Origin of the sequence: Pedobacter westerhofensis (genome assembly GCF_900182595.1) — a bacterium.
Classification (GTDB): Bacteria; Bacteroidota; Bacteroidia; order Sphingobacteriales; family Sphingobacteriaceae; genus Pedobacter; species Pedobacter westerhofensis.
The window spans coordinates 549,114-574,561 of sequence record NZ_FXTN01000002.1 but is presented as its reverse complement, the minus strand read 5'-3'; the positions used below and the strand labels follow the sequence as shown (position 1 = coordinate 574,561).

Below are 25,448 nucleotides of genomic sequence, written 5' to 3'. Positions count from 1 at the left end.
TTTTTATTTCCGGTTCGTAACCGGATGGGATTAGCTCAAATCTTTTGCCGGGCAATGGTTCCAAGCATTGTCCGGCCTTCTTTAAGTCCCGCGCAGGTTTAACTACAACATCGTAGATGTATTCTCATGTTCATACTGGTTTGAAGGTTTATAATTTGGTTAGTTTAAATTTAATCAGTTGATCAGGGCATTTTCTGTTGCTGTGTGATGACAATTTTCTTTCTTCCCTGGTGGTTCAGCGGTGTTTCCAGCCTGAAGTTAATTCTGGCGAGGCTCAGGATCCTGAATGCCTTTGAGGCGTCCATATTGCGGTATACTTCGCCATTAAACTTGTTTTCCGGCGCTTTCCCCCGGTATTCTACATCGAGATCATACCATCTCGATAACTGGTTCATGACGGTATATATATCTGCATGATCAAACTTAAAGATCCCGTTCTTCCAGGCTACAGCAGTGCTGGTATCAGCCCTGCTGATCTTTATCCCCTCATTAACTATGGCCTGCTCGCCCGGAGCGATCACCGCTGCAAAAGCACCTGCCCGGCTTACACGCACACTGCCCTCCAGCAATGTGGTCACCGCAGCTTTTTCTTCTTTGTAGGTATTGATATTGAAATGCGTTCCCAATACCTCCACTTCCTGTCCGCTGCTTTTGACCAGGAAGGGCAACCTGCCCCTGCCACGGTTTATTTTTGCAACTTCAAAATAGGCTTCGCCACTGAGCTCAACCCTGCGTTCTTTCAGTGCCGCAAATGAGACAGGGTATTTTAAAGAAGATGCTGCATTGAGCCAGACACGGGTTCCATCTGGCAAAAGAACCTGGTACTGGCCGCCTGCAGGTGTCGAGACAATATTATACTGAGGTTCGTTTTCCGCGTTGGTTTGAACCTTATTTTCAGGAGCTGTGATTTCATAGATGATGCGGCCCTCAGCCGATTTCCTGATGCGCACGTTTCCCTGCTGGGCAAGTTTTCCGTTTGCAGCATCACTGAGGCATAGTTTTGTGCCATCGTTAAGTGTTAAAGTAGCTTTATTTCCACCGGGTTTCAGTTCTCCCTTGTACTCTGTATATGTGATGGGTGTTTCCCTTTTTGGTCTGCTGATAAAAAATACTGCAGCAGAAAGAGTGATCAGGACAATAGCGGCACCAAGCATTTTCCGCCATAAAGGGAAGGATTGCACTGCGCCCGGCAGCGGCAAAGGAACAGATGTTTCAGCAGCTGCAGTTACAGGTTCTGGTGCCTTAAAAATCTCCTGAAGAATACCGGTTTTCTGCTCTTCATTGAGGCCATTGCTGAATGTTGTTTCTATCAGGTACTGGTCCATCAGCTGATGAAAAACTGCCTTATATTTTGCATCGTTCAGGAGCAAAAAAAATTCAACAGTTTCATCCGGAGTGGCCTCGCCACTCACATACCGGCTGAACAGAAATTGTATCCTCGTATCTGTATTCATTTACGTTACTGTCTCTTTTATTACCTGACGCATCAAAAGAGAAACAGGGGTAAGAGAATAAAAAATAATTTTCACAAACCAGGTAATCACCTCTTAATAAAGAAGATAAAAATGAGAATTGTGGCATCCATATCATGAAAATAGGTTCTGATGGATTTGAGCGCCAGTTTCATATGTTTATGAACCGTTCCCGGCGAGATGTTCAGTTTAGCAGCAACCTCTTCATATTTGAGGCCCTGCTCATGGCACATTTCATAAACCAGTTTCCGCTGGGGTGGTAATATGTCCACTGCCGTTTGCAGTATTTTAGCAGATTCGTTGTATAACAACCTGTGCTCAGCATCACTTGGGCCCGCCATCTCAGGTTCTGCAAGTTCCACTGTCCTCAGTGTTTCTGCGGCGATTTTGCGCAGGGCGGTATAACTATAATTTCTCGCCATGCGGTTGATGTAGGCAGCCAGATTCTGGATGCGCTCTATCTCCGCCCTGTTTACCCATAATTTGATAAAAACATCCTGTACGATCTCCTCTCCCCGGGATTTTGAACGTGTTAACCTGAGCGCAAAATCATAAACTAAAGTCTGATGCTGTTCAAACAGTTCGGTAAATGCCTTCTGGTCACCCAAGGCAACTTTGTGTAAAAGTTCTCTTTCCGGGCTATCATGGTTTGGTTGCTCTGCGTACATGCTATTTGGTCGTAATAGTTATCGAAGATAACCAAAACATTCTTTACGTCTGTCAGTTTATCTTTGGAAATTATTACAGCAATATGCCGACCAGACAACTATACCATTACCAGGAAAAGGATATCCACACACTTTTTGAAAAACTTGAACAGCGCGGAAGCAAGTGCCGGCTGCTTTACCAATTGCCTACCGGCGGCGGGAAAACAATGATCTTTTCAGAAATTGCCGGCAGGTATATTCAAAAATATCAAAAGAAAGTTATTGTGCTCACGCACCGTACCGAACTGTGCAGGCAAACTTCTGCTGCACTGCAAATGCTGGGCATCACCAATAAAGTGATCAACAGTGCAGTAAAAAGGATATCCCGAAAAGAAGCTTATCCCTGTTATGTGGCGATGGTAGAGACTTTGAAAAACCGTATCAGTGATGGCCTGATCGACACCAGTACGATTGGGCTGATCATCGTTGATGAAGCGCATCATAACTCTTTCCAGAAGCTGCTGGGTAAATTTACAAATGCAGCGATCATCGGGGTAACCGCCACTCCCCTGAGCTCAGACATCAATCTGCCGATGCATAAAAACTATGATGAACTGATCATAGGCGAGCAGATCGGATCGTTAATCAGTCAGGGTTATCTGGCCAGGCCAACCACATGGCGCTACGATGTTGAACTGAACACCCTTAAGACAGGCTTGCATGGTGATTTTACGGTAAGCACATCTGATGAGCTTTACAGCTCGCAGGCAATGGTAGACTTGCTGGTACATGCCTATGAATCGCACGCTAAAAACAAAAAAACACTGATTTTTAACAATGGTATTTTTACATCGAGGAAGGTATACGAAGTGTTCTCAGCGCTGGGCTACCCTATCCGCCATCTGGACAATCAAACCAGTCCGGCAGAAAGGACAGAGATTCTGAAATGGTTTAAGAAAACAAGAGGCGCAATACTTACTTCGGTTTCTATCCTCACCACAGGCTTTGATGAGCCCACAATACAAACAGTCATCCTCAATAGGGCTACCACGTCTATTACTTTATATCACCAGATGATCGGACGCGGTTCAAGGCGGCTGCCGCAGAAAAAGACTTTTACGATCATCGACCTCGGAAATAATACCGACCGCTTTGGTGAGTGGAATGCGGAGATCGACTGGAGCTTTGTTTTTGAAAACCCGGAAGCATTTTATGCAAGCCTGAATACCCAGACAAGTTACCAGGCGCACCAGATTTCATCAGACATGCGTTCCCTGTTTCCAAACAGTTTGGAGGTATCATTTGATATACAGGCGGCACACCAGTCTGCAATGGACAATGGTCTTAAAGCAAAAATTGTGATACGCGACTCTATCCGTCAGCATGCGCTGATGTGTGCAGATAACAGCAGCAGTATTGCGGAGGCGATTGAACTGACCACTGCGCTATCACGCGAGATCGACTGGCGTATTAAACAGTATGCCAAATGCCTGGGACGTGTAACCAAAAATTACACGGAGTGGTTACGGGAAGATTATGAAGCAAAACTGCAACTGCTGATCCGCAAGATCATGGGCAGAAGAATGCTGTTAAAAACCGCGGTTTAACGGCATTCTTATTTGTTTTTAACTGCCTTTAAAACCAGTGCACTGTCGTTGATGTCAAAATCAAAGTTTTTGAGCATCATCAGCATTTCTGCGCCTGCCAGTAAGACAGGGCCGTAGCCATGCGCAGCATGTACGCTAACAGGACGATAATAATAGAATGCCGGATCGAAGCCCATGCCTGTGCCTACGCAGGTACCTTCTACCTGCCCCATGGCATTTACCTTGGTGCTTACCGCATTCCAGGCCAGCATGGCTACCGGGGCAAAGGCATGCTGGTCTACATAACCATGATTGACAGCTCTCCCTATCGCGTAAGCATACATCGCGGTAGCAGAGGTTTCCAGATAGGAATCATTGCGGTCAAGCAACTGGTGCCAGAAACCGGTACCGTCCTGATAAGACGCGAGTCCCTGAAAATGCAACTGTAACTGCTTAACCACGGTAGCATAGCCTGCATGAGTTTTTGGAAGCACATCCAGCAGTTCTACCATTGCGATTACCGCCCAGCCATTGGCGCGTGCCCAGTGATATTGCTGATGATAAGTCATCCCCTGTATCCAGCCGTGCATGTAAACGCCTTTTTCTTTATTGAACATCCTTTCTGAGAACTGGAGGATCTGTTTAACTGCGTCATCGTAATACTTTTGATCACCAGTCAGTTTTCCCATCTGTGCCAGTGCAGGCACACTCATGTAGAGGTCGTCCAGCCAGAGTGATTGAGCTGCAGGCCGGTTTCTGGACAGTGTTCCATCAGGGAACCTGTACTGCTTGCTGCTGATGTAAGTGATGAAATTATCGATCAGCGGTCGGAGCGCCTTTGTATTCCCGCCCAGCAGGGACCTGATCATCGCTGCACAAAGTGCCCCGGAATCATCCAGCGCATGAGGCTGCAGCACCGTCCTTACAGCTGAAGCTGCCTTCGGATCTGATTTCAAAAGCGCTGCGAAATAAGGAGCAATATCCGCAATCAGTTTGAGCCGCTGTGTGGTATACTCCGTAAAACGCTGATCTCCGGTGGCCAGGCCGGCATTGATCATTCCTGAGTAGGTTACGCCCCATTCATAGCTCGTGAGCCTAAAGTCGCCCGGAGCAAATACCGCATCTGCATTGAGTTTCTTCCAATCGGTGATTTCAGCCCCGCTCTTACTGTTAATTACCTTTGCCGGTGTTACGGAATCAAGATATTTCCATACCCGCATCAGCACGGCCGTAATTTCTTTTGCCTCAGGTTTTCCATAAGGCACAGGATATTCCGGCTTCATCAGGTGCAATGGTGCAGTAACATCGTTCTGAGGAACTTTCTGTTGCGCCGCAAGGGGACAAACATAAGTTAACGACTGTGCGAGAAGAATGAGTACAATAATTTTTTTCGGTTTCATATCTGATATTTGGCTTTTTAAATATCAGAAATTTTGTTGTAATTAAATACACAAAAACCATTGCTGCCATTTTTCAGGCCGCAATGGTTAGCTACTAAAGGTTGGATGTCTAGTGACTATTCATGAGCAGCACCGCATTCTCGGGAGAGGCCAGCATGGCCTGGTATATATTTTCCGTCATGCCGCTTCTGATATAGAATTCATCTGTCAATACCGCTGCAACCAGGTCGTTTGCAACCACTTCGGGTGCAATTTTCACAATATCAAGTCCGGCAGTCATGTCTGTATCCACCAGTGGAGGGAATACCTCAAAAATTTTAATATTGATACTTTCTTTTTCGAGCTGCATCCTCAGCGACTGTGAGTACGAACGCAGTGCTGCTTTAGAGGCGGAATATGTGGAGGCATTGATAGATGGTGCATATACCAGTATGGATTCCAGATTGATAATGGCAGCAGCCTCTCTTTGTTTGAGCACCGGCAAAAATTTGTTGATCAGATTTAATACAGCAAAGAAATTGATATCCATTTCTTCTTTTGCCTTTTCATGGTAATCATCACCCAATAACGCCGGAAGATAGTTTGCAACCCCTGCATTATTGATCAGGATATCGATTCCACCGTCCCTGGTAACGGTTTCAACCAATCTCTGTACATCATCCGTATTGCCTACATCCGCGGCGATATATGTTGCATTTTTGAGCGAAGCTGCAGAAATCTTCAGTCTTTCTTCATTGCGGCCAACCAAAATCACCTCTGCGCCAGCCTCTGAAAATGCTTTGGCAATGCTAAAGCCGATACCGGATCCTCCACCGGTGATCAGCGTTTTTTTGTTTTGAATATCCATTATTTTTGGGTTAGTGTTAGTTCTTTTTTGACACACCGATAATATACCTATCGGTATAATCCAAAGGTATATTTATTTTTTATATGGAATATCCGTAATTATATACCAATCAGTATTATTACTTTTCTGTGATTGAGGAACTCAGTTTTATTGCAGGGAGATCATTATAAAGATATCAAGCGTTCAGGTTTGTGATCACCCACGGCTGAGTAGAAATCAGGAAAACATCCTGTCTCCTCCCCATCGGCGATGAGGGTAACCACGCACTCCGCAGGGCTGCGCCCATTCATGGCCGTAGTTTCTCCGCGCAGAAGCAGGATGTTTTTTTCTTTTGACAACTTTGCCAGACGGCGGCCGATTTCATTGTCCAGCTGAAGCGCAATTTCGTTCTCGTCAAAAAAGCACATCGCAGTTACGTTCAGCTGATGCTTACCGTTCTCAAGTTCCGGTAAAATGTTATAGATCAGCCTGGATATTCCGGCTGCGGGCGACATAAAAAAATAGGCTATTTTCATGGAGTAGATTTGTTCAAACCTACCAAACCCCAATTGCTAAAAAGTTCACCTAGGTTAACAAATTGCTATATATCAAGAATTGCCGATGCTCCTAAAGATGAAATAAAATCTCAATATACCAATTGGTATAATTACTTTTGCCTGATGTCTGATTTCTGTAAACCCCTGCTCGATTATATCAGTTCTGTTGTAGACCTGGACGGCCCTGCTACAGACAACATCGTAGCACATGCCAGGGAAGTAAGCTTTCCGCGCGGGAGCATGCTGTTTACTACCGGCGAAACAGCACGGCATGCTTATTTCATAGTTTCCGGACACGCCCGGTCGTACTATACCGATTATACAGGCAAAACGGTCACCTGGTTATTTCATTTTAATGAACCCTTCAGCCATATCAAGAACCTTTTTGTAGTAGATTATAAAAGCTTTCTGACGGATACGCCCGGCACCATGTCTATCGAAGCCCTCAGCGATATCAAAATGATCAGGCTGGGCAGGCATATGTTCGACAATGAAAATCAGCAGGCCCCGGCACTGGAGACATTTATGCGCATCCTCAATGAAAAAGCATTCGTTGTACTGTATGACAAGATTTATACCCTTATAACCAAGTCGGCCACACAACGCTACCTTAAGATCCTGAAAGAAGAACCCTTTCTGACCCAGATGTTTTCCAATCATTACCTGGCATCCTATCTGGGCATAGCACCGCAGTCCTTAAGCAGGATCCGTGCCCGCCTCATGCATACGTCGGCTTAACGTTAGTATTTACGTCATACTCAAAATAGTTGTATTAGTTAACCCGGGTGAATGACCAGCATCTTCTGATTCCTGAGATTTGGTAAAAAAATACATCAATGAACAAGTACCAGGAATTATTAAACAGACAAAAATCTTATTTCAACACCAGTATCACCAAATCACTGGAATGGCGCATAGGGCAACTGGACAGAATGGCCGGCATGCTCAAAGAAAACATGAATGAATTTTACCAGACGGTAAGCCAGGATTTTAAAACTGCAATTTCAGAGCAGGTTTTTGAGGTAAACGCCCCGCTTGGCATTATCGAACTTGTAAAGTCAGAATTAAAAAACTGGCTGAAACCCATTCCTGCTGCTGTACCAAAATTTCTTGCAGATGCGGGCTACAGCGGTGCAATCCAGCGCGACCCATTTGGCTCAACATTGATCATCGGCCCTTTTAACGGACCTATCCTCTTATTGCTCTACCCTGCGATCACGGCTATTTCTGCAGGAAACACTGTAGTGCTCAAAACAAGTGTAGATACACCGGCAACGAGCGCATTGCTGGATAAACTGATTCCACAATATTTTGAGCCGGAGGCAGTAGCCGTAGTATCAGGTGGAGTTGAAGAGGTCACAGAACTCCTAAAACTTCCTTTTGATTTCATCTTCTTCACCGGCAGTGCAAGGGTAGGCAAAATCATACTCAGGGCAGCAGCTGAACATCTTACACCGGTGGTCCTCGAACTGGGCGGACATAACCCGGCGGTAATTGATGAAACGGCTGACATCGCCGATGCAGCAAAAAAAATTGTCTGGGGAGCTACAACCTGGGCAGGACAGTTTTGTGCATCCCCGGGTTACGCCTATGTGCATGAATCTGTAGCAGAAGAATTTGTTAAAGAAGCTAAAAAAGCCGTGGTTGAACTCTATGGCGATGATCCTAAAAATAATCCGGACTACTCTTCTATCATAAACGCAGGTCATGTAAAAAGACTGGCAGGGCTAATCGATCAGAGTAAAGTAGTAGCAGGCGGCGAAAGTAGCGAAGCAGAAAGATATGTGGCGCCGACCCTGCTCTATCCGGTAGCCTGGGAAGATAAAATTATGGAAGACGAGATATTCGGGCCTATCCTTCCTATTCTTACCTACACAAATCTGGACAAGGCCATCAGCAACATTAATAATGCACCAAAACCTTTGGCCACCTATGTATTCAGCACCGATAAAACCAATACAGATAAATTGCTGAAATCGCTCTCTTTCGGTGGAGGAGGCGTAAATATCGTTAACGTACAACTGTTTGTGGCCACGCTTCCCTTTGGCGGCGTGGGCAGTTCGGGCATGGGGAATTATGTAGGAAAATTTGGTTTCGACTCGCTGACCAATCCAAAGTCTATCCTCATTTCTCCCGCAGGTGCCGCGATAGATCATCTGTATCCGCCTTATACAATGGACAAATTACAGGCTTTAAATAACTGGTTTGAATACTAAATATGAGAAAAGCACTTTGGCTGTTTCTTCCGTTATTACAATTTTCAGCAGGGGTATCCGCGCAGCAGCGGCCCCTTCCTGTTATCGACATGCACCTTCATGCCTTAAGTGTAACGGAACTGGGCCCGCCTCCATTAAAACTCGGTGCGCCCTTCAAATACTGGGGAGGCAATGATCCTCAGCACGACTTTGGCGAGGTGTATCAGCGGGTGCAAAAAACCGCTGAATGGAACGACAAATCGGTAACTTCGGCGCTAACGGATCATGAACTGGAAGCGTCTACACTTCATATTCTGCGCAAAAGAAATATCTATGGGGTTTTGAGCGGAAGCATCAACAGGGTAAGAAAGTGGAAGGCTGCAGAACCAAAACATATCATTAATGCCGTTTACTGGGATTTTAGTCATATACAGTCGGAGAAGCTGGATGCAGATTCACTGAGGAGGCTTTTCAAATCCGGGGAGTTTAAAGTATTCTCAGAAATTGCCATTCAGTACGAGGGCATAACCCCTTCAGACAGTGTGTTTGAACCCTATTTACAAATGGCTGAAGATCTGGACATCCCCATTGGCATTCATATTGGCCCTGGCCCGCCCGGGGCACCATTCCAGGGCGCAGTAAAATACAGGGCACGCATGCACAGCGCGCTGGTATTGGAACAAGCGATGATCAGGCATCCCAAACTACGGGTATATGCCATGCACGCTGGCTGGCCGATGATCGATGATATGATCGCAATGCTTTATACCTACCCTCAGCTGTATGTTGATCTTGGGGTGATTGATTACATCCTGCCGAAAAAAGAATTTTATGGTTATCTGAAGCGCCTTGTTGACGCCGGTTTTGGAAAGAGGATCATGTACGGTTCAGACCAGATGGTCTGGCCCAAGGCAATGGAGATCAGCATTGACAATATCCAGCATGCGCCTTTCCTTACTGCAGCACAAAAACGGGATATCTTTTTTAACAACGCTGCCCGGTTTTTAAGACTAAGCAGGAAACAAATACGCGAAATGAGATAAAGCCAGCACAATACCAGCATGGACAAGGATGGCCCATACAGGAATAAAACCTATCTTTCCTGTACAACCAGTATATTCCATATGACCAGATTCAAGATCTCCACTCTGATTGCCATTTTTTGTGCTTTTTCAATAACCGTAGCCTTTACAAACAGTGAAAGCGTATCTCATGACCCCCTGCCAGTAGTAATGCAAGATTTGATTCAGGTTAAGGCTCCTTTTACGATGCCTGCCATCCAGGTACCTAATTTCAGTAAATGTGATTCTTTTGTGGTCACTTCCTTTGGTGCAAAAGCGGGCGACCAGCTGAAAACAACTAACGCCATTGCGCAGGCAATCAAAAAAGCGAGTGCCGCTGGCGGCGGTGTGGTGGTTATCCCCCGCGGAGAATGGTTAACAGGAAAGATACACCTGCGCAGCAATGTCAACCTCCACCTGGCCAAAGGCGCCGTGCTTCTGTTTTCCGGAAACCCATCGGATTATCTTCCTGCCGTATCATCAAGCTGGGAAGGTATGGAATGCCTTAATTATTCGCCATTGATTTACGCATACCAGTGCAAAAATGTTGCGCTGTCCGGTGAGGGAGAAATTAAAGCCAAAATGGAGGTTTGGGAAAAATGGTTTGCCCGCCCCAAAGCGCATATGGAGAGTATTAAACGGCTGTACAATCTTGCCTGGAAAAGGACGCCCCTGAAAGAAAGGCAGATGGTAAACGACACCGCACATCTGCGCCCGCAGTTTATCCAATTTAACCGCTGTGAAAATGTTGTGATTGAAGGAATTACCATTACCAACAGCCCTTTCTGGACGATCCACCCCTACCTGTCAAAAAATGTGCTGATTAGAAATGTAAAAGTATATGCCCATGGACACAACAACGATGGAGTTGACCCAGAAATGAGCCAGAACGTGCTGATTGAAAACTGTACGTTCGATCAGGGGGATGACGCAATTGCGATCAAATCCGGCAGGAATCCTGAAGGCTGGATCTATAAGACGCCTGCAAAAAATGTGGTGATCCGCAACTGCACTGTCAAAAACGGGCATCAGCTGGTAGCAATCGGCAGCGAATTGTCTGGTGGGATTGAAAATGTGTTCATCGATCACTGTCAGGTTTTAGAGGGAGCTAAACTGGACCACCTCATCTTTATTAAAACGAATGAAAGAATGGGCGGATTTGTGAAAAATATCTATGCCAGCAATATTACATCAGGTAAAATCGACCTCGGTATACTTGGGATAGAAACCGATGTCTTATACCAGTGGCGTACGCTTGTCCCAACTTATGAAAAGAAACTGACACCTATACAGGATGTGTTCCTGGAACATATCACCGCAGCGGATGTGAAATTTGTATCCAGGATCCTTGCACAAAAAGAACTGCCGGTAAAAAACGTTGTACTTACAGATGTTAATGCTGCAAGCGTTAAGGGCGAAAAATATATCCAGGAGAATGTTGAGGGCTTCAAAGTAAATTAAAGCACAGGAGTACTTACTGAAATATCTGTCGGAACTTTAAGGGCGACATCTGTGTCTTTTTCCTGAAAAGCGTACTAAAGGATTGCGCATGCTCAAAGCCCAGGGCAAAGGCAATTTCGCTGACTGTCAGCTTTGTTGCAGAGAGCTGCTCCTTCGCTTTTTCGATTAATTTTTCGTGAATGTGCTGCTGGGTATTCTGCCCGGTATGCACCCGCAACAGGTCACTCAAATAATTGGGAGACAAGTTCATCTGGTCTGCAATATGCTGTACGGTTAAAAGGCCCGACTGCGCTGTCTGGTTGCTCTGAAAATAATGATCTGCAAGCTGCTCAAATTTTGCCAGCAATTCGTAGTTATTGTTTTTGCGGGTAATAAACTGGCGCTCATAAAACCTGTTGGAATAGCTGAGCAGCAGTTCAATCTGCGACAAGATAATTTCCTGTGTATGCTTGTCAATATGTTCACATTCCTTGTGGATCTTATCAAGAATTGTAATCAGGTCATCTTCTTCCTCAGCAGAAAGGTGCAGCGCTTCATTTACCGCATAAGAGAAAAAACCATAGTTACCGATGCTGCCTGCCAGTGGATGTTTCAATAAAAAATCAGGGTGGAAAATCAGCAGATAGCCAGAACCGCATTCCATATTATGGATATCCAGGTACTGTACCTGATTAGGTGCTGTAAAACTTAAAACACCTTTATCATAATCATAGTGCTGCTGCCCGTATCTGATTTTGCCTGTAGCCTCTCTCTTCAGCGCAACGCAATAAAACCTGTTTACAAATCCTTTCCAGACTTCATCTTCTAGAAATATCGATTGTGACAGGTTAATCACGCTGACCAGGGGATGCCGTGGAGAAGGCAGCGACAGCAGCCGGTGAAATTCAGAAACTGATTTGATAGCGTTCATGATACAAAAGTATTTTTAAAAATTATAGTAGAAATTCAGATTGGCTGTTGTGCCAATGCCCCTTACATATTCCGCATCCACAGCGCGGTATTGGCTCACGACAGGGTAGTAAGATTTATTGAACAAATTCTCTACGCCCAGCCCTGTTGAAAATTTACTACTGAATTTATAGTTCGCCGCAAGGTTAAAAAGATGAACAGAGGTAACCGGCCCTTCACTGTTGGCGTACAGCCCATTTGTTCTCACATCAAAACGGTCCCTGCTGCCTGTATAAACCCAGAAAAGCTTCATATCAAAAGCGCCTGACGGACGGAAGCCCAAATAACCAGTTGCTTTTGGCGGAGCGATACGCAGGCCATTGAGGTAAACTTTTGTGCCATTGCTCTGTTTGGATTTACCCTCAACATAGGCATAGCTCCCGCCAATGGTCCATACCTTACTGAGCAGCAGGTCGGCCGTAAGTTCGTAACCATGAATATTTTCAGGTTCCCTCTGGGCTACCAGTACACCGCTCCCGTTATCTACCAGATTGGCGCCCAGATTGGAGGTGCTTACATAATAAGATGCCGTGATATTCAGCTTTCCGAGTGTACTGCTAAATCCAGCTTCATAATTATTTGTGATAATCGGATCTGTAGCAATACTTTCCAGATTAGTACTTGTGGCACTTCGTAATATCCTGCCAAGCTCATTGATCGCAAAGCCCTGTGAGAAACTCACAAAAGGATTAAAAAAGTCATATTTATTGTAGCGCAAGCCTGCATTGAAAGTAGTGGCATTGTAAGGGATCTTTCCGCCCGTCACCGCTATACTGCCCTGGTTGTTTGGCCCCTTGGCGATCGTATTGTAATCTTTGACTTTTACGTTTGCATTCTCATAGCGGATACCCGCCTTTAGGATAAAATTACTAAGCAGGTCCAGCTTCATTTGTGCATACGGCGCAAGATTTACCATATTCATATCCGGAATATATACCCGTCCGTCGGTAAGCACCTGGTTGGTACGGTCATTGAGCAGATCAAGTCCGTAGGTAACCTCACCTTCGCCCAGTGCGCCCATCTTCCATGGGGTATTTAAAGTAAGCCTGACGCCCTTTTTAAAGGACTGGATCTTGGTTTGTCCCGGCCCATACCAGGCGGTTCCCTGCGCTACATACCGGTTCATGGATATAAAGCCATTGTAATAAGCCGAGAGATCCAGGCTGGTATTTAGCGGGAGTGCCTTTTTACTGTAGGTAACCAGGACGTTGTGGTTATATGGAGTTCCCGCAGGCTCTCCGGGATCATCGCCTTTCTGGCCTACCGATGGATTTACCCCATATTTGCCTGTTACATTTACGTAATCACTGTTCTGGGTACTGCGGAAAAGGTTGTATGATGCAGTAATATCACTGTTATCGTTGATATGGTAACCCAGTTTTACAAAGGTGTTGTAAAGAGAATTTTCTCCGAGGCCATCCGGCTGGGCATTCACATTCCCTTTGGCGTCGCGCTGTACACCTGTATAATTATATGTGCCGTTCAGGACATAGGAAAACCGCTTGATTGTACCTGCAAAGGACTGCGACACACGGTATCCAAGGGTATTGGAAGGATTGGCAAGGTTGCCGCTCATGCCCACACTTGAAGTACCTGAAAACACCTTACCGGCCTCCGGCTTTTTCGTGATAAAGTTGATAATACCCCCAGCCGAGCCATTACCATAGATAGAGGTTGCCCCTTTGATGACCTCTACCCTTTCAATCACTGCCGGGTCTATCGTACGGATATCCCTGCTGCCATTCATTAGCGGTGTGGATTGCGGAATACCATCAACCAGTACCAGCACCTGCCGCCCCCGGAGGGTCTGGCCAGAATTGGTGGCTTTATTTGTGGCCGTACCTAAGCCTGGGATTAAATTACCTAAAATAGATGCGATGGAAGGGTTCACATTGAGTTGTTCGCTTACCTGCCGGGCATTCAGAATGCTCACCGAGGAAGGAACATCCCTGATACTCTCCGCTTTCCGTCCTGCAGTAACTACCACCTCAGACAGTGCATTTTCTTCCTGCATTTGCAGGGATAGATCTGTAACCTGATCAGCGGCCAGCGTAACATCCTTTTTTATCGTGTGATAGCCAACAATACTTACCGTGATTTGGTGCAAACCGGCACTGAGGCCCTTAAAGCTGAAAATGCCCCGTTCATCCGTATGGCTCTTTCCACCACCGGAAATGGCAACGGTTGCATAGGGAAGCGGTTGCCCTCCCGCATCGGTAATCATACCCGTTACAGCAGCGGTTTCTGTACCTGAACTTTGGGCTGAAATAATCAGTGGATTGATCAGGAATAGTATGGTGATGATATAGATCAGTTTGATAAACAATGGCGGTCGTTCCGTCCGAGTGGGTAATGTAAAAAGTTGCATATTGGATGATGAATAATAATTGGACGAATATAGATTATTTAGACCAATTCCAAAGAGGTGTTAAAAACTATTTAAGTCAGGTATAAAAAATTATCCGCTAAAATTTCCCGCAGCTCAATTTCCCTTAGTTGTTATTTCAGGAATACTAAGGATTACGATTAACACGTTGTATAAATATTAACATAAAGTTTAAGTAAAATAACAACAACTATAATATGACAGCATACCCCACAAGCGAAAACATCTACCTCATTGGCAATGGTGTTATCGCAAAAGCATTAGCCGTGACCCTTACTTTAAATGGAAAAAACGTGATCCTGCTGAGAGGCAGTGTTGACAACCAGCCCGACTACACAGAAACCATTGAGGTAGAAACCGGAGAGCAGACCTTAAAGGCAGAAGTAGTTATCAGTACCCTGAGCAGCCATTCTGATATGGACGGGATCATCCTGCTGACAAATAAATCTTTTGGAAATGAAAAATTAGCAGAAAAATTAAAAAATAAAGCCCGCCACTGCCCTGTTGTATTTTTGCAAAATGGCCTGAATATCGAAAACAGCTTTATCGAGCGGGGTTTTAAAGAACTTTACCGGTGCGTACTTTTCGTAACAAGCCAATCTGTTTCGGAAACAAATGTGAGGTTCAGGCGGGCCGCGACCTCCCCGGTGGGTATTGTTACTGGTTCATCTGAAGGACTGCAACATATTATCAGCCAGATATCAACTGATGTTTTCCCTTTTATTGCTGAAGAAAATATTCAGGAAGTGCTCTGGAAAAAAGTGATCATCAATTGTGTTGCCAATTCCATTTGTCCATTGCTGGAAATTGACAACGGTATATTTCATCGGAATGAAAGTGCCCGTGCGATTGCCAGGACTGTCATCCGGGAATGCGTTGCCGTTGCTGCCCAGCAGGGTGTTCACTTGGAAGAAGATGATGTCCTAGACTATATGGTCAACATCAGTAAGATCTCGGATGGCCAGAAAATATCCACTTATCAGGATATCCTGAATGGCCATGAAACGGAAATTGAAACATTGAATCTTGCCATCAGCAAAATAGCAAAGGCATCCGGAAACCTGGAAGTCCCTATCACTACTTTACTGGGCGAGATGATAAAAATTAAGGCAGATTTATTCAGAAAATAAAGTTTCCCCCTTCAGCCATGGATTGAAGGGGGAAAACTTTTGGGATTCTGTGATATTAATTGAGCTTAAGCCCCTCCTCTATCTCATCATTAGCCTCAGCGATGACCTGGTCACCATTTTTCAGGTCTCCCGCAACAGTCACTTTATTTTGGAATTCTATTCCCGTCGAAACATCAACCTTCATCGTTTCTCCGCCTCGTATGGCAATCACGTATTTTCTTTCTGTTGAAGTTACTACTGCGGCTTTAGGAACAACAAGATCCTCCGGACTGCCTTTTACCTTCATAATTACATCTGCGTACATACCAGGTGATAACTTTCCGTTTCTGTTATCCACATCCAGTTCTACACGTTCAGACCGGTACTGAATATTTACATTTCCGGCTTTGCGGCTGATCGTTGCTGTCATCTTTTTGCCTGGCAATGCCGACAGGTAAAAGCTGATCTTATCCCCGGTTTTAAGTGCGGCCGCCAATCCCTCAGGAACCTCTACCTGCAGGCGAAGGTGATCAACCTGCTTTAACTCCAGCATAGGTTTACTGTCTTTAGAGCCCGCGCTGGCAAGGTCTCCCGGATGTGTATTTCTGTCGGTGATCACACCGCTGAATGGTGCCGTTACCCGAAGATATCCCATCAGCACTTTCTGCATTTGCCAGCTTGCCTTTTCGGCATTGCTCAATGCGCTGTCAGATTGCATTTTGGACTTGTAGGTGGCCAGTTCCATCGGTGATATCGCGCCGGGAGTTCGGGAGGCAATCCGCAGCCTTTCATAATTCTCCCTGTTCAGGTTAAAATCTGATTGTGAACGCGCATATTTTTCCTTTGCCTGCAATGCCGATTGCAGGATCTCTGGCGCCTCAAGTGTCATCAGCAGCTGCCCTTTTGTGACTTTGGAACCGATATCTACCAGAACGCTCTTTACATAACCGTTTACTTTTGGAAAAACACTCACTTCCTGATAGGCTGCCAGTTGTGCAGGAAGTTTAACCGTTTGTTCCATACCGGCACGCTGTACACTGGTAACGCGGTAGTGGGGCTTACTTGCTTCCACTTCTTTTTCTTTCGGTTTTGGCGAAGAACATGCTGCTGATAAAACAAGGATGCAGGCAATTACTATATATTTTACTTTCATGATGATTTGGTTTAATAGGCTATGATTGGGATTCGTTTTTGAGTTCTGTGTCTGCCAGCATTGAGACATCTTTGTAAGATGCGTTTTGTTGTATCCATGCATAAACCAGAGGTACTACATATAAAGCAGCTATAGTTGAGGTGATCAGGCCACCAATTACGGCTCTGCCCAGTGGTGCCGACTGGTCGCCGGATTCTCCCAGACCGCTGGCCATAGGTATCATTCCGGCGATCATTGCCATACTGGTCATCAGGATAGGCCTCAGCCTGATGCTCGCTGCTACAGTTGCTGCTTTAAATGGATCCCTGTACTCAAGCCTGAGGCTTTCTGCATTGTTAACGATCAGAATCGCGTTAGACACAGAGACCCCTACAGACATGATAATCCCCATATAAGATTGCAGGTTCAAAGTTGAGCCTGTCAACAACAGCATACCTATAGAGCCAAAGAGTACAGCAGGCACGGTAGATATAATAGAGGTTGCCAGACCAAAAGACTGATAATTGGCAGTTAAAAGTAGCAGGATCACGATAATGGCTGCTATTAAACCATTTTGCAAAGAGTCCAGCGTTTCTGTTAAAAGGGAAGACATCCCCTTTACCTGAGCAACAAGGCCCGCAGGCGGAGTACCCATTTCGTCAACTGCCTCCTGAACCGCCGCAGTAGCAGTGCCCAGATCTTTCTTGTAAATATTGGCATTGATCGTAAGAAACCTGCGGGGGCCCGACCTGTCATATTCTCCTGGTACAGAATCTACTGTAAGGGTAGCAATATCTGATAAAAGCGGGCGCATTTTACCTGGTATAATGGGAGTTGCCAGCAATTGTTCTAGATTATTCATCATATATTCCGGAACCTGTACTTCTGTATTATAAGTATATTGTTTTTTCTTATCCAGCCACAGGTTTTTCAGGGTATAACGGCTGGAAGCTGTCACATCAGAAATAGTTTTGGATACATTGTCTATACTTAATCCCAGTTGGGAAAGCTTCTGCCTGTCCAGTTTGATATTAATGGTTGGAAATTTCAAAGGCTGTGCAATCTGCACATCCCGGAGATAGGGTATCTTCTGCAGGCGTGCGACCAACCGGTGTGAATAAGCTGCAAGGTCGCCCATATCTTTTGCAGCCACCCTAACTTCTACCGGCGTTGAAGAACCCTGCGACATTAATTTTTCTGTCAGCTCGATAGGCTCAAAGGACAAGTTCACCCGCGGATACTTTGCCCTGATGGCCGCCCGGATCTGATCTTTGAGTACGTCCATATCAGCTTTGAAATCTTCATCCAGCTGCACCTGGATCACTGCCTCGTGCGAACCGCTGTTAAAGACATATAAATTACTGTGCCCATAATTTGCGGATACCGGGCCCACAAACGCAGAACTGATAGAAACTTTTCCATGTACGGTAGAATCAACAATACTTAAGATTTTTTTTACGGTACGTTCAGTGATCTCCAGTCGCGTGCCGTCAGGTTCACGGACTCTCAGCTGCATCTGTGCGGCATTTGAATGCGGAAGCATGTCTTTCCCGATCATCACAAAACCTAATGCTGTTAAGAGCAGTACTACTACCAGATAGAAAACAACGATGGGTTTCCGTTTAGGAATCCACTTGTTCAGCTGATTAAGCAAGCCAACCTTAATCCGCTGGAAAAAGTCGTTCTCCTCAGGATGCTTCAGATCTTCTTCATTATGCAACGCTATCTCTTCCCCTTCCTGTTTGTTCAGGTCAAGTCCCGCATGAGCGTGGAAATCAGCATGGTGATACTCATACATCTCAGCTTTCAGAATCCAGTTGGACATAATAGGAACAAGGGTCTGCGCTGCGATATAAGAGATGATCATTGCAAATGCAATCGATAACGACAGGGGAAGGAACATTGCCTTTGGCACTCCGTTCATCACAAAAGAAGGAGCAAACACCGCCAGGATACAAAGCAGGATCAGTAATAATGGAAACGATATCTCTGTACAGGCATCCTGTATGGCCTGCTTTTTACTTTTACCCATTTCAAAGTGCTGATGGATATTTTCAATGGTAACAGTAGCCTGGTCAACCAGAATACCGATTGCCAGCGCCAGCCCGCTGAGGGTCATCATGTTGATGGTCTGACCCGCCATCTTTAAGCAGAAAACAGTGCTGAGTATAGCCACGGGAATAGTGATGATCACTACAAGACTGCTTCGCCAGTCGCGCAGAAACAGCAGCACCATCAAGCCCGTGAGCACTGCTCCGAGAATACCTTCAGTCATTAAACTTTTTGCCGAGTTCATTACGAACACACTCTGGTCAAACTCGTAACTGATGTGTACGTCCTTGCCAAGCAAGCTTTGCATCTCAGGGATTTCTTTACGGAGGTTCTGTACCACATCCCATGTAGAAGCACTTGCCGTTTTTACAATTGGAAAATATACAGAGCGTTTGCCGTTCACCAGCGCGTAATCCACCACGATGTCTGAAGCATCCTCTACTTTGGCTACATCCTTCACAAAAATCGTATGGCCGCCGTTACTTACTATAGGTATATCGGCAAAATCCTTTACCTTTTCTTCCTGTGAATTCACAGATGAAATATACATCGTACTATCTATACGCACATTCCCGGAGGGCGTCATCGCATTATTTTTAGCCAGGGCCTCTACTACCTGCTCGGGGGTAATATTGTACTCGCGCAGCCTTTGTGGATCTGCCTTGAGTATAATGGAACGGGCATTTGATCCAAAGGCCGGGGGAGCAGAAAGTCCGGGAACCTTTCCAAACAGTGGCCTGATGATGGTACCTGCCATATCAAAGATATCGTTCAATGACTTTGTTTTGCTGCTGAATACCAGCTCTCCGATAGGCAGAGAGGACGCATCAAACCGCACTACTTCCGGAGGTAGCGCCCCGGGCGGGAAGAAAGACAGGCAGCGGTTTACCTGGATGGCGATTTCTGCCGATGCTTCGGCCATATCTGTACCTTCGTAAAAAGAAAGTTTAATCAGGGTCAATCCCTGGATATTTTTACTTTCGATATTCTTTAAACCGTCTACATACAAAAAATGATCCTGCATTTTTGTGGAAAAGAAACCTTCCATCTGCTGTGCACTCATTCCTCCATACTGCTGGATCACATACACTGTGGGGGAATTCAGCGAAGGGAATATATCAATAGGTACGGTACGTAGAGAAAGAATCGAAAACATTAAGAGACCCACAAATAGCACCAGGATGGTGATTGGTCTTTTTAGTGCTGCTTTTACCATTTGTTTATCTTTTAATAGTTTGAATAAATTGATCCAGGTTGCCAGTTGAGGCTGCCTTTTCCAGATTGGCCTGGTACCATTCGTTTAAGGTTTCCACGTAGTCCAGCTGCGACGTATACAGCAGAAAAGACGCATTTGTAAGATCAATCAGGTCTATGACACCGGCTTTATACTGTGCTACTTTCTGGCTGTATACAGCTTGTGCTGCCTTAAGCTGTTGAGGCAGCTCGCGGAGGTTATTTTCTGCGGTAGACACTGCAATCACAGCTTCGGCAGTAGCAGAGCTGATGGCCTGTTTTTGCTGTCGGAGTTGAAATTCTGCCGCCTGAGTTTGAAAATGACTGACTGAAAGTTTGTTGCGCCGGTGTACGATGTTAAATAGATCATATGTAACGGCAATTCCACCGCCATAGGTAAACCTTTGATAACCTAAACCTGCGTCCAGCGATCGATAATTTGAATTCTGAATACTTGATCCGCGTTCCCAGACACCTCCTGCAAGGATAATCTTAGGGAGATAGCTTTTTCTTACAAGCTTTTCTGCCGATTTGTACAGCAGATGCTGCTGGTTGTAATAACTAATCAACGGATTAGAGACGGTATCGTTCATGTTTCCGTAAAACCGGCCTGCCGTAATTTCATTGTCTTTTCTGATCGTGTCCAGATTGATCTCCGAAGCGCTGATACCAGTTAAAAAACTAAGTTGCTGCTGTAGCTTCTTCACCGCCCCTTCATGTGTATTGTAGCTGATCTGTACCTTGGACAGTTCAGCGCGGGCCATTGAAGAGTCTACTCCAGGTTTGATTCCGCTGCCGGATAATGCATTGACAATAGTCATCACGGACTGGTACCTGCGGATATTCTCCTGGTCGATATGTAGTTGGTACGTATTTTTAAGAATATTAAAATACAGCTTCGATAGCTGCAACTTAAGAACATACAGTTCTTTATTGAAATCTGCCTGCTGCAGATTTGCGCTGGCAACGGCATTGCCTACTTTGGCACCGCGCAGGCCAAAATTCACCAGATCGTATTCCGCAAAGGCAGATGCAATATTGCCAGTCTGGGCCTTCAGGTTATTTTCAGCGTTAATGCCCCTGATGTGGCGTGGATAATGCCCCCGATAGGTAAATAAGTACCGGTAAGATCATTTGCTGCACCAATAGACAGCTCATCTCCTACCGTCATTTTTGGCAGAAAAGAGTTTCTGGCATCGTCAATGCCAGCTTTTGCACTATTTATCAGTGCCTGTTTCTGCAACAATACAGGCAGGTGCTGCTGTGCAGAATCTATGAGATCGGTTAGAGAATAGGTGGATTTCTGCTGTGCCACAAGCGGACCGGAAGACAACAGCATAGCCCACAAGGCAGCAAATCGTGCTACGTTGTTAATGAGATAGGATTTCATGGGACTGTTAAATAGAACAGGATAAATAATTAATTGATACGTGCAGAACAGAAAGCTGCGCCGATATACGCCTTTAACGGCAATAGTATCTACAAGAAATTATTGGAATCTCAGATCTGAAGTCTGGATATGAACTGAAAATACTGATTGGATGGACAGACCATAAAGATCGTGTTCATTTTCCAGTTAACAGAAACGGCACCAAGTAAAGAAAACAGCCATGCAATCTGACGGCGGATCAGGGCCAGGAAAATAACAGGAAGAATAATTTCTGCATCAGTGGCCCGGCTTAGCTCTGCAGCCTCCATTACATCTGATACAGGATTATCCTTCTTCTTCACAACCCGCTGGAACATGCTCATCAGCCTGACCTTTTCATTTAAAAAAACGCCATTGCTTGATAAATGATAGGACATAAACGGCCGCAACAGGAACATCATCACCAGAAAGGTGTAAAAAGTGATGGTATGTGATAACCTGTAGTTCATATCCCTTACAATGAGTGGTGAGCGTGCATTCCTGTTTACCAAACATATTGAATGGATTTTATAAAATCACCAAATCTCCGTCTGTAATTAAAATTTTACCTGTGATAAGGCATGAGCGTAATATTAGTCGATCAGTCCCATGCTAAACTCATCATATGGTTTTCCGGTATCCGTACCCAGCGGCACAATGCTTTCCAGTTTTGCCAGATCATCCCCGCTCAACACGATTGCGTCTGCCAGCAGGTTCTGTTCCAGGTATTTTCTCCGTTTTGTACCCGGGATAGGAAGGATTCCCTTGCTCATTACCCAGGCTATGGCCAGCTGTGAAGAGGTCACATTTTTTTCTTCAGACAAGGCTTCGATCGCTTTGACCAGCTCAATATTCTTATAGAAGTACTCCTCCTGAAAGCGCGGGATTGCCCGCCGAAAATCATCTTCGGGCAAATCATCGATACTGCGGATCTGACCGGCTAAGAAACCACGGCCCAGCGGCGAATAAGCCACAAAGCCTATTCCCAGGTCATTTAACGTTTCCAGTACTCCCCGCTCTTCTGCGCTGCGCTCAAATAATGAATACTCGCTTTGCACTGCGGTAACAGGATGCACAGCATGAGCCCTCTTTACAGTTTCTGATGATACTTCAGACAGGCCGATGTAACCCACCTTGCCCTCTTTCACCAGATCACTCATTGCCTGCACGGTTTCTTCAATCGGGGTATTTTTGTCCAGCCGGTGCATGTAATATAAGTCGATGTAATCTGTATTCAGATTTTTTAGCGAACGTTCCACTGATTTTTTCACATATTCCTTTGTGCCATTGATGGCCCAGGTTAAGTTATTGCTGTCGTCGATCTCCCAGCCAAATTTTGTGGCGATAATGTATTTGTCGCGATTACCTGCAATTGCTTTGGCAATCAGCCTTTCATTTTCAAAAGGCCCGTACAGGTCTGCCGTATCCAGGAGGTTGCCTCCCAGTTCCAAAGACCTGTGGATAGTGGCAATGGCTTCCTGAGCATCTGCTTTGCCATACATGTTTCCTTCCTGGAAGCCTGTCATGCCCATACATCCCAATCCGATTCCAGGGACAAGCAGTCCCTGACTTCCCAATTTTATTTTCCTGATTTCCATAACTCTGATTTGATGATTCAAAGTTCGCTTGCCTCGGAAGGACAACAGTATGCAAAACCCCGAATGTTGTATGCAAACCCCTGAGGCCATTCAGTCCGGAGATGGTAAAAACAGTTACACATTCCGTTATTTCGGTTTATCCGCCACTGCTGATAAGCACCATCTTTGAATCAGCAATCCCAGAGTGAAGAATTGTGGTCTCATTAAAAATAAAAGAAATGGATATAGAAAGATTTATCGAAGAATGGATTTCGGTCAGCAACAGTTACGATACAGATCAGTACCTGCAATTTTTCACAGAAACTGCGGTCCTGGATGACCCTTCTGTTGGCCGGAAATTCACAGGAAAACAGGGTATAAAAGAATATTTTGTAAACTACTTTATTGGCTACCAAACGCAGACCAGAAAGGTAAGCCTGGTTGTAAAAGACGGCCGCCGGGCACATCTGGAAGTTGAGTTTTCAGGGGATTTCCCCGAAGGCAGGATTGGCGGCACCTTTGATTTTGAGTTCATAGACGGGAAGATTGCATTTGTATCAGCAGATTTGATTTCATAAAGATCAGGTGACAACCACCCTTAACGCGCTTTTTTAGGTTTAGGAAACACCTGGTGCGTATTTGCCCATTTGTTCCATAAGCTATCCAGCTGCTTTACTACTTCAGGAAAATCAGCAGCCAGGTCTTTAGTCTCCGTCCTGTCCTGCGCCAGATTGAATAACTGCCAGTGCCGGTCATCACCTTTAGCCACCACTTTCCAGTCGCCTGAACGTGCATAGCGCGCGCCGAAATGCTCGTTGAAAAGCATACTGTGACCAGTACTTTTGCTGCCACGGAACGAAGGCACCATACTGAGGCCCGTTGTAGGAAACACCTTGTTTCCCCGGAAAGTTGTGGGATATTTAGCTCCTGAAAGCTCAACAAACGTGGGCATCAGATCCATCACATGCCCTACCCTAGCGCGGTTAATCTCGCCTCCTTTGGTACGGATACCTTTTGGCCAGAAGGCGATCATGGGTGTATGCACTCCGCCCTCATAGCTTTCAGCTTTCCAGAACTGGAAAGGCGTATTCGCCACGTTGGCCCAGCGGGGGCCGATAGAGGCATACGACAGTTCGTTGCCGGGAAGTATTTGTTTCTTCATATCGTAGGCAATCGGCCGCCCGTCCCTGGTTTGATTGGGACGGTCAAATCCCGGTCCGTAGGCGGTACAGTTTTCAGGGCTTGCACCATTGTCAGACAAAAATATGATCAGCGTATTGTCCAGCTCTTTGGTAGCCCGCAAGGCATCGATAATCCTGCCGATACCCTGGTCCATACAGTCGATCATTGCTGCATGCACGGCCATCGCCCTTGCGTCCCAGTCCTTGTCGGGATTATCTGCCCATGCAAGGTCGTCTTTCCAGCGTTTTGGAAGCGGTGTCTGCGCTGTATCGATAATTCCGGACTTGCTCATTCGCCGATACCTTTCCCGGCGGATCGCATCCCAGCCTGCTTTGTAGGTCTCTTCGTATTTGGCAATATCTTTAGGTTTTGCCATGAGCGGCCAGTGCGGCGCTGTTTGGGCAATGTACAGGAAAAATGGCTTGGTATACTTTGCAAAATTCCGTATATAGGCTACAGCAGTATCGTTTATAGCATCTGTATGATAGTAATCAGCAGGTACATTCTTTACCGGCTTTGTGCCGTTTACCAGGCTAAAGGGATCAAAAAAGTCGACAACGCCCCAGATGTTACCAAAATATTTATCAAAACCGCGGCTGGTAGGATACTGATCAAGCGGAGAAAAATTGCCAAAATCTTTCTGATGGTTTAACCACTGAAGCTGCTCTTCAGGCGATTTCTGGCCATTTGTATTGGAAACATGCCATTTACCGGTCATTCCGGTATTATATCCTGCGGATTTCAGCACTTCGGCAAGCGTAACCGTATTCTTGGTGATATAGCCCTGATACCCGGGCGCATCTTCCGCATCGGTCATATTGCCAATTCCCGCCTGATGATTGTATAATCCCGTGAGCAAGGATGCACGTGTAGGACAACATCTGGATGTGTTATAAAACTGGGTCTAACGCGTACCGTGCCCGGCAAGATAATCGAGATTAGGTGTATGGATCTCACTGCCATAAGCGCCGATATCTGAAAAACCCAGGTCATCTGCCAGGATCACAACAATGTTTGGCCGCGGTGCTGCGGCTTTCAGTTTAACCTGTGCCGGTGATTTTATCCATGAGACAAGCAACAAAGCAATCAGCGCGTTCAAACTACAAAGTCTAATTCTCATTATTTCTTCGGTTAAAAATTGGTAAATGATGTAGGGCAGTAAATGCAAATTTCTGTTAAGGTAATAAATTTGGAACACAGGCAACTGAAATTTGAC

The 25,448-nt window shown here is 45.5% G+C and carries 20 protein-coding genes and 1 pseudogene; 7 read left to right on the top strand and 14 right to left on the bottom strand.

Annotated features, from left to right (window positions below; genetic code table 11):
* Positions 1-182: 182 nt before the first annotated feature.
* Positions 183-1,454: a FecR family protein gene (locus FN831_RS05210; RefSeq protein WP_142527143.1), complete on the bottom strand. Its 1,272-nt coding sequence runs from the start codon at positions 1,452-1,454 to the stop codon at positions 183-185.
* Positions 1,455-1,540: 86 nt separating this feature from the next.
* Positions 1,541-2,140: an RNA polymerase sigma factor gene (locus tag FN831_RS05205; protein WP_142527142.1), complete on the bottom strand. Its 600-nt coding sequence runs from the start codon at positions 2,138-2,140 to the stop codon at positions 1,541-1,543.
* 83 nt (positions 2,141-2,223) lie between these two features.
* Between FN831_RS05205 and FN831_RS05200 the strand changes: the two genes are divergently transcribed.
* Positions 2,224-3,726 carry a DEAD/DEAH box helicase gene (locus tag FN831_RS05200; protein WP_142527141.1) on the top strand — a complete coding sequence of 501 codons (1,503 nt, stop codon included), beginning with the start codon at positions 2,224-2,226 and terminating at the stop codon, positions 3,724-3,726.
* Between the two features lie 8 nt (positions 3,727-3,734).
* On the opposite strand, the gene FN831_RS05195 is transcribed toward FN831_RS05200, so the two are convergent.
* The 3 genes from FN831_RS05195 to FN831_RS05185 form a co-directional block, all read right to left on the bottom strand.
* Positions 3,735-5,105: a glycoside hydrolase family 88/105 protein gene (locus tag FN831_RS05195; RefSeq protein WP_142527140.1), complete on the bottom strand. Its 1,371-nt coding sequence runs from the start codon at positions 5,103-5,105 to the stop codon at positions 3,735-3,737.
* A gap of 109 nt (positions 5,106-5,214) precedes the next feature.
* Positions 5,215-5,952 (bottom strand): SDR family NAD(P)-dependent oxidoreductase, encoded by a 738-nt coding sequence (locus FN831_RS05190; RefSeq protein WP_142527139.1) that lies wholly within the window; start codon positions 5,950-5,952, stop codon positions 5,215-5,217.
* 164 nt (positions 5,953-6,116) lie between these two features.
* Positions 6,117-6,467 carry a hypothetical protein gene (locus FN831_RS05185; protein ID WP_142527138.1) on the bottom strand — a complete coding sequence of 117 codons (351 nt, stop codon included), beginning with the start codon at positions 6,465-6,467 and terminating at the stop codon, positions 6,117-6,119.
* A gap of 144 nt (positions 6,468-6,611) precedes the next feature.
* Here FN831_RS05185 and FN831_RS05180 point away from each other — a divergent pair, with 144 nt between their 5' ends.
* The 4 genes from FN831_RS05180 (at position 6,612) to FN831_RS05165 (ending at position 11,205) form a co-directional block, all read left to right on the top strand.
* Entirely contained in the window at positions 6,612-7,226 is a 615-nt protein-coding gene (locus tag FN831_RS05180; protein WP_142527137.1) for a Crp/Fnr family transcriptional regulator, read from the top strand.
* A gap of 98 nt (positions 7,227-7,324) precedes the next feature.
* Complete coding sequence (locus tag FN831_RS05175) at positions 7,325-8,704, top strand: aldehyde dehydrogenase family protein (RefSeq protein ID WP_142527136.1); 1,380 nt, start codon at positions 7,325-7,327, stop codon at positions 8,702-8,704.
* 2 nt (positions 8,705-8,706) lie between these two features.
* Positions 8,707-9,726, top strand: coding sequence for an amidohydrolase family protein (locus FN831_RS05170; protein WP_142527135.1), 1,020 nt, complete (start codon positions 8,707-8,709; stop codon positions 9,724-9,726).
* A 189-nt stretch (positions 9,727-9,915) separates the two neighbouring features.
* Entirely contained in the window at positions 9,916-11,205 is a 1,290-nt protein-coding gene (locus FN831_RS05165) for a glycoside hydrolase family 28 protein (RefSeq protein ID WP_221931270.1), read from the top strand.
* A gap of 13 nt (positions 11,206-11,218) precedes the next feature.
* Here FN831_RS05165 and FN831_RS05160 read toward each other — a convergent pair whose 3' ends face one another.
* Both FN831_RS05160 and FN831_RS05155 read right to left on the bottom strand, forming a co-directional pair.
* Positions 11,219-12,115, bottom strand: coding sequence for a helix-turn-helix domain-containing protein (locus tag FN831_RS05160; protein ID WP_142527133.1), 897 nt, complete (start codon positions 12,113-12,115; stop codon positions 11,219-11,221).
* A gap of 15 nt (positions 12,116-12,130) precedes the next feature.
* Positions 12,131-14,521, bottom strand: a complete 2,391-nt coding sequence (locus tag FN831_RS05155; protein WP_185960389.1) for a TonB-dependent receptor — start codon at positions 14,519-14,521, stop codon at positions 12,131-12,133.
* Between the two features lie 215 nt (positions 14,522-14,736).
* On the opposite strand from FN831_RS05155, the gene FN831_RS05150 reads away from it, so the two are divergent.
* Positions 14,737-15,669, top strand: a complete 933-nt coding sequence (locus FN831_RS05150; RefSeq protein ID WP_142527132.1) for a ketopantoate reductase family protein — start codon at positions 14,737-14,739, stop codon at positions 15,667-15,669.
* Positions 15,670-15,724: 55 nt separating this feature from the next.
* Here the strand turns inward: FN831_RS05150 and FN831_RS05145 are convergent, their stop codons facing one another.
* The 6 genes from FN831_RS05145 to FN831_RS05120 all read right to left on the bottom strand — a co-directional run bounded on the left by FN831_RS05145 (position 15,725) and on the right by FN831_RS05120 (position 23,071).
* On the bottom strand, positions 15,725-16,801 hold the full coding sequence (locus tag FN831_RS05145) for an efflux RND transporter periplasmic adaptor subunit (protein WP_185960388.1): 1,077 nt from the start codon (positions 16,799-16,801) through the stop codon (positions 15,725-15,727).
* Between the two features lie 19 nt (positions 16,802-16,820).
* Positions 16,821-20,048 carry an efflux RND transporter permease subunit gene (locus tag FN831_RS05140; protein WP_142527130.1) on the bottom strand — a complete coding sequence of 1,076 codons (3,228 nt, stop codon included), beginning with the start codon at positions 20,046-20,048 and terminating at the stop codon, positions 16,821-16,823.
* Positions 20,049-20,052: 4 nt separating this feature from the next.
* On the bottom strand, positions 20,053-21,072 hold the full coding sequence (locus FN831_RS05135) for a TolC family protein (RefSeq protein WP_142527129.1): 1,020 nt from the start codon (positions 21,070-21,072) through the stop codon (positions 20,053-20,055).
* A 47-nt stretch (positions 21,073-21,119) separates the two neighbouring features.
* On the bottom strand, positions 21,120-21,455 hold the full coding sequence (locus FN831_RS05130) for a TolC family protein (protein ID WP_142527128.1): 336 nt from the start codon (positions 21,453-21,455) through the stop codon (positions 21,120-21,122).
* A gap of 110 nt (positions 21,456-21,565) precedes the next feature.
* A complete protein-coding gene (locus FN831_RS05125; RefSeq protein ID WP_142527127.1) occupies positions 21,566-21,943 on the bottom strand; it encodes a hypothetical protein in 378 nt (125 codons plus the stop codon).
* A gap of 123 nt (positions 21,944-22,066) precedes the next feature.
* A complete protein-coding gene (locus FN831_RS05120) occupies positions 22,067-23,071 on the bottom strand; it encodes an aldo/keto reductase (RefSeq protein WP_142527126.1) in 1,005 nt (334 codons plus the stop codon).
* 218 nt (positions 23,072-23,289) lie between these two features.
* Between FN831_RS05120 and FN831_RS05115 the strand changes: the two genes are divergently transcribed.
* Complete coding sequence (locus FN831_RS05115; RefSeq protein ID WP_142527125.1) at positions 23,290-23,628, top strand: nuclear transport factor 2 family protein; 339 nt, start codon at positions 23,290-23,292, stop codon at positions 23,626-23,628.
* 20 nt (positions 23,629-23,648) lie between these two features.
* Here the strand turns inward: FN831_RS05115 and FN831_RS05110 are convergent.
* Positions 23,649-25,352, bottom strand: a pseudogene (locus FN831_RS05110) (arylsulfatase).
* Positions 25,353-25,448: the final 96 nt, after the last annotated feature.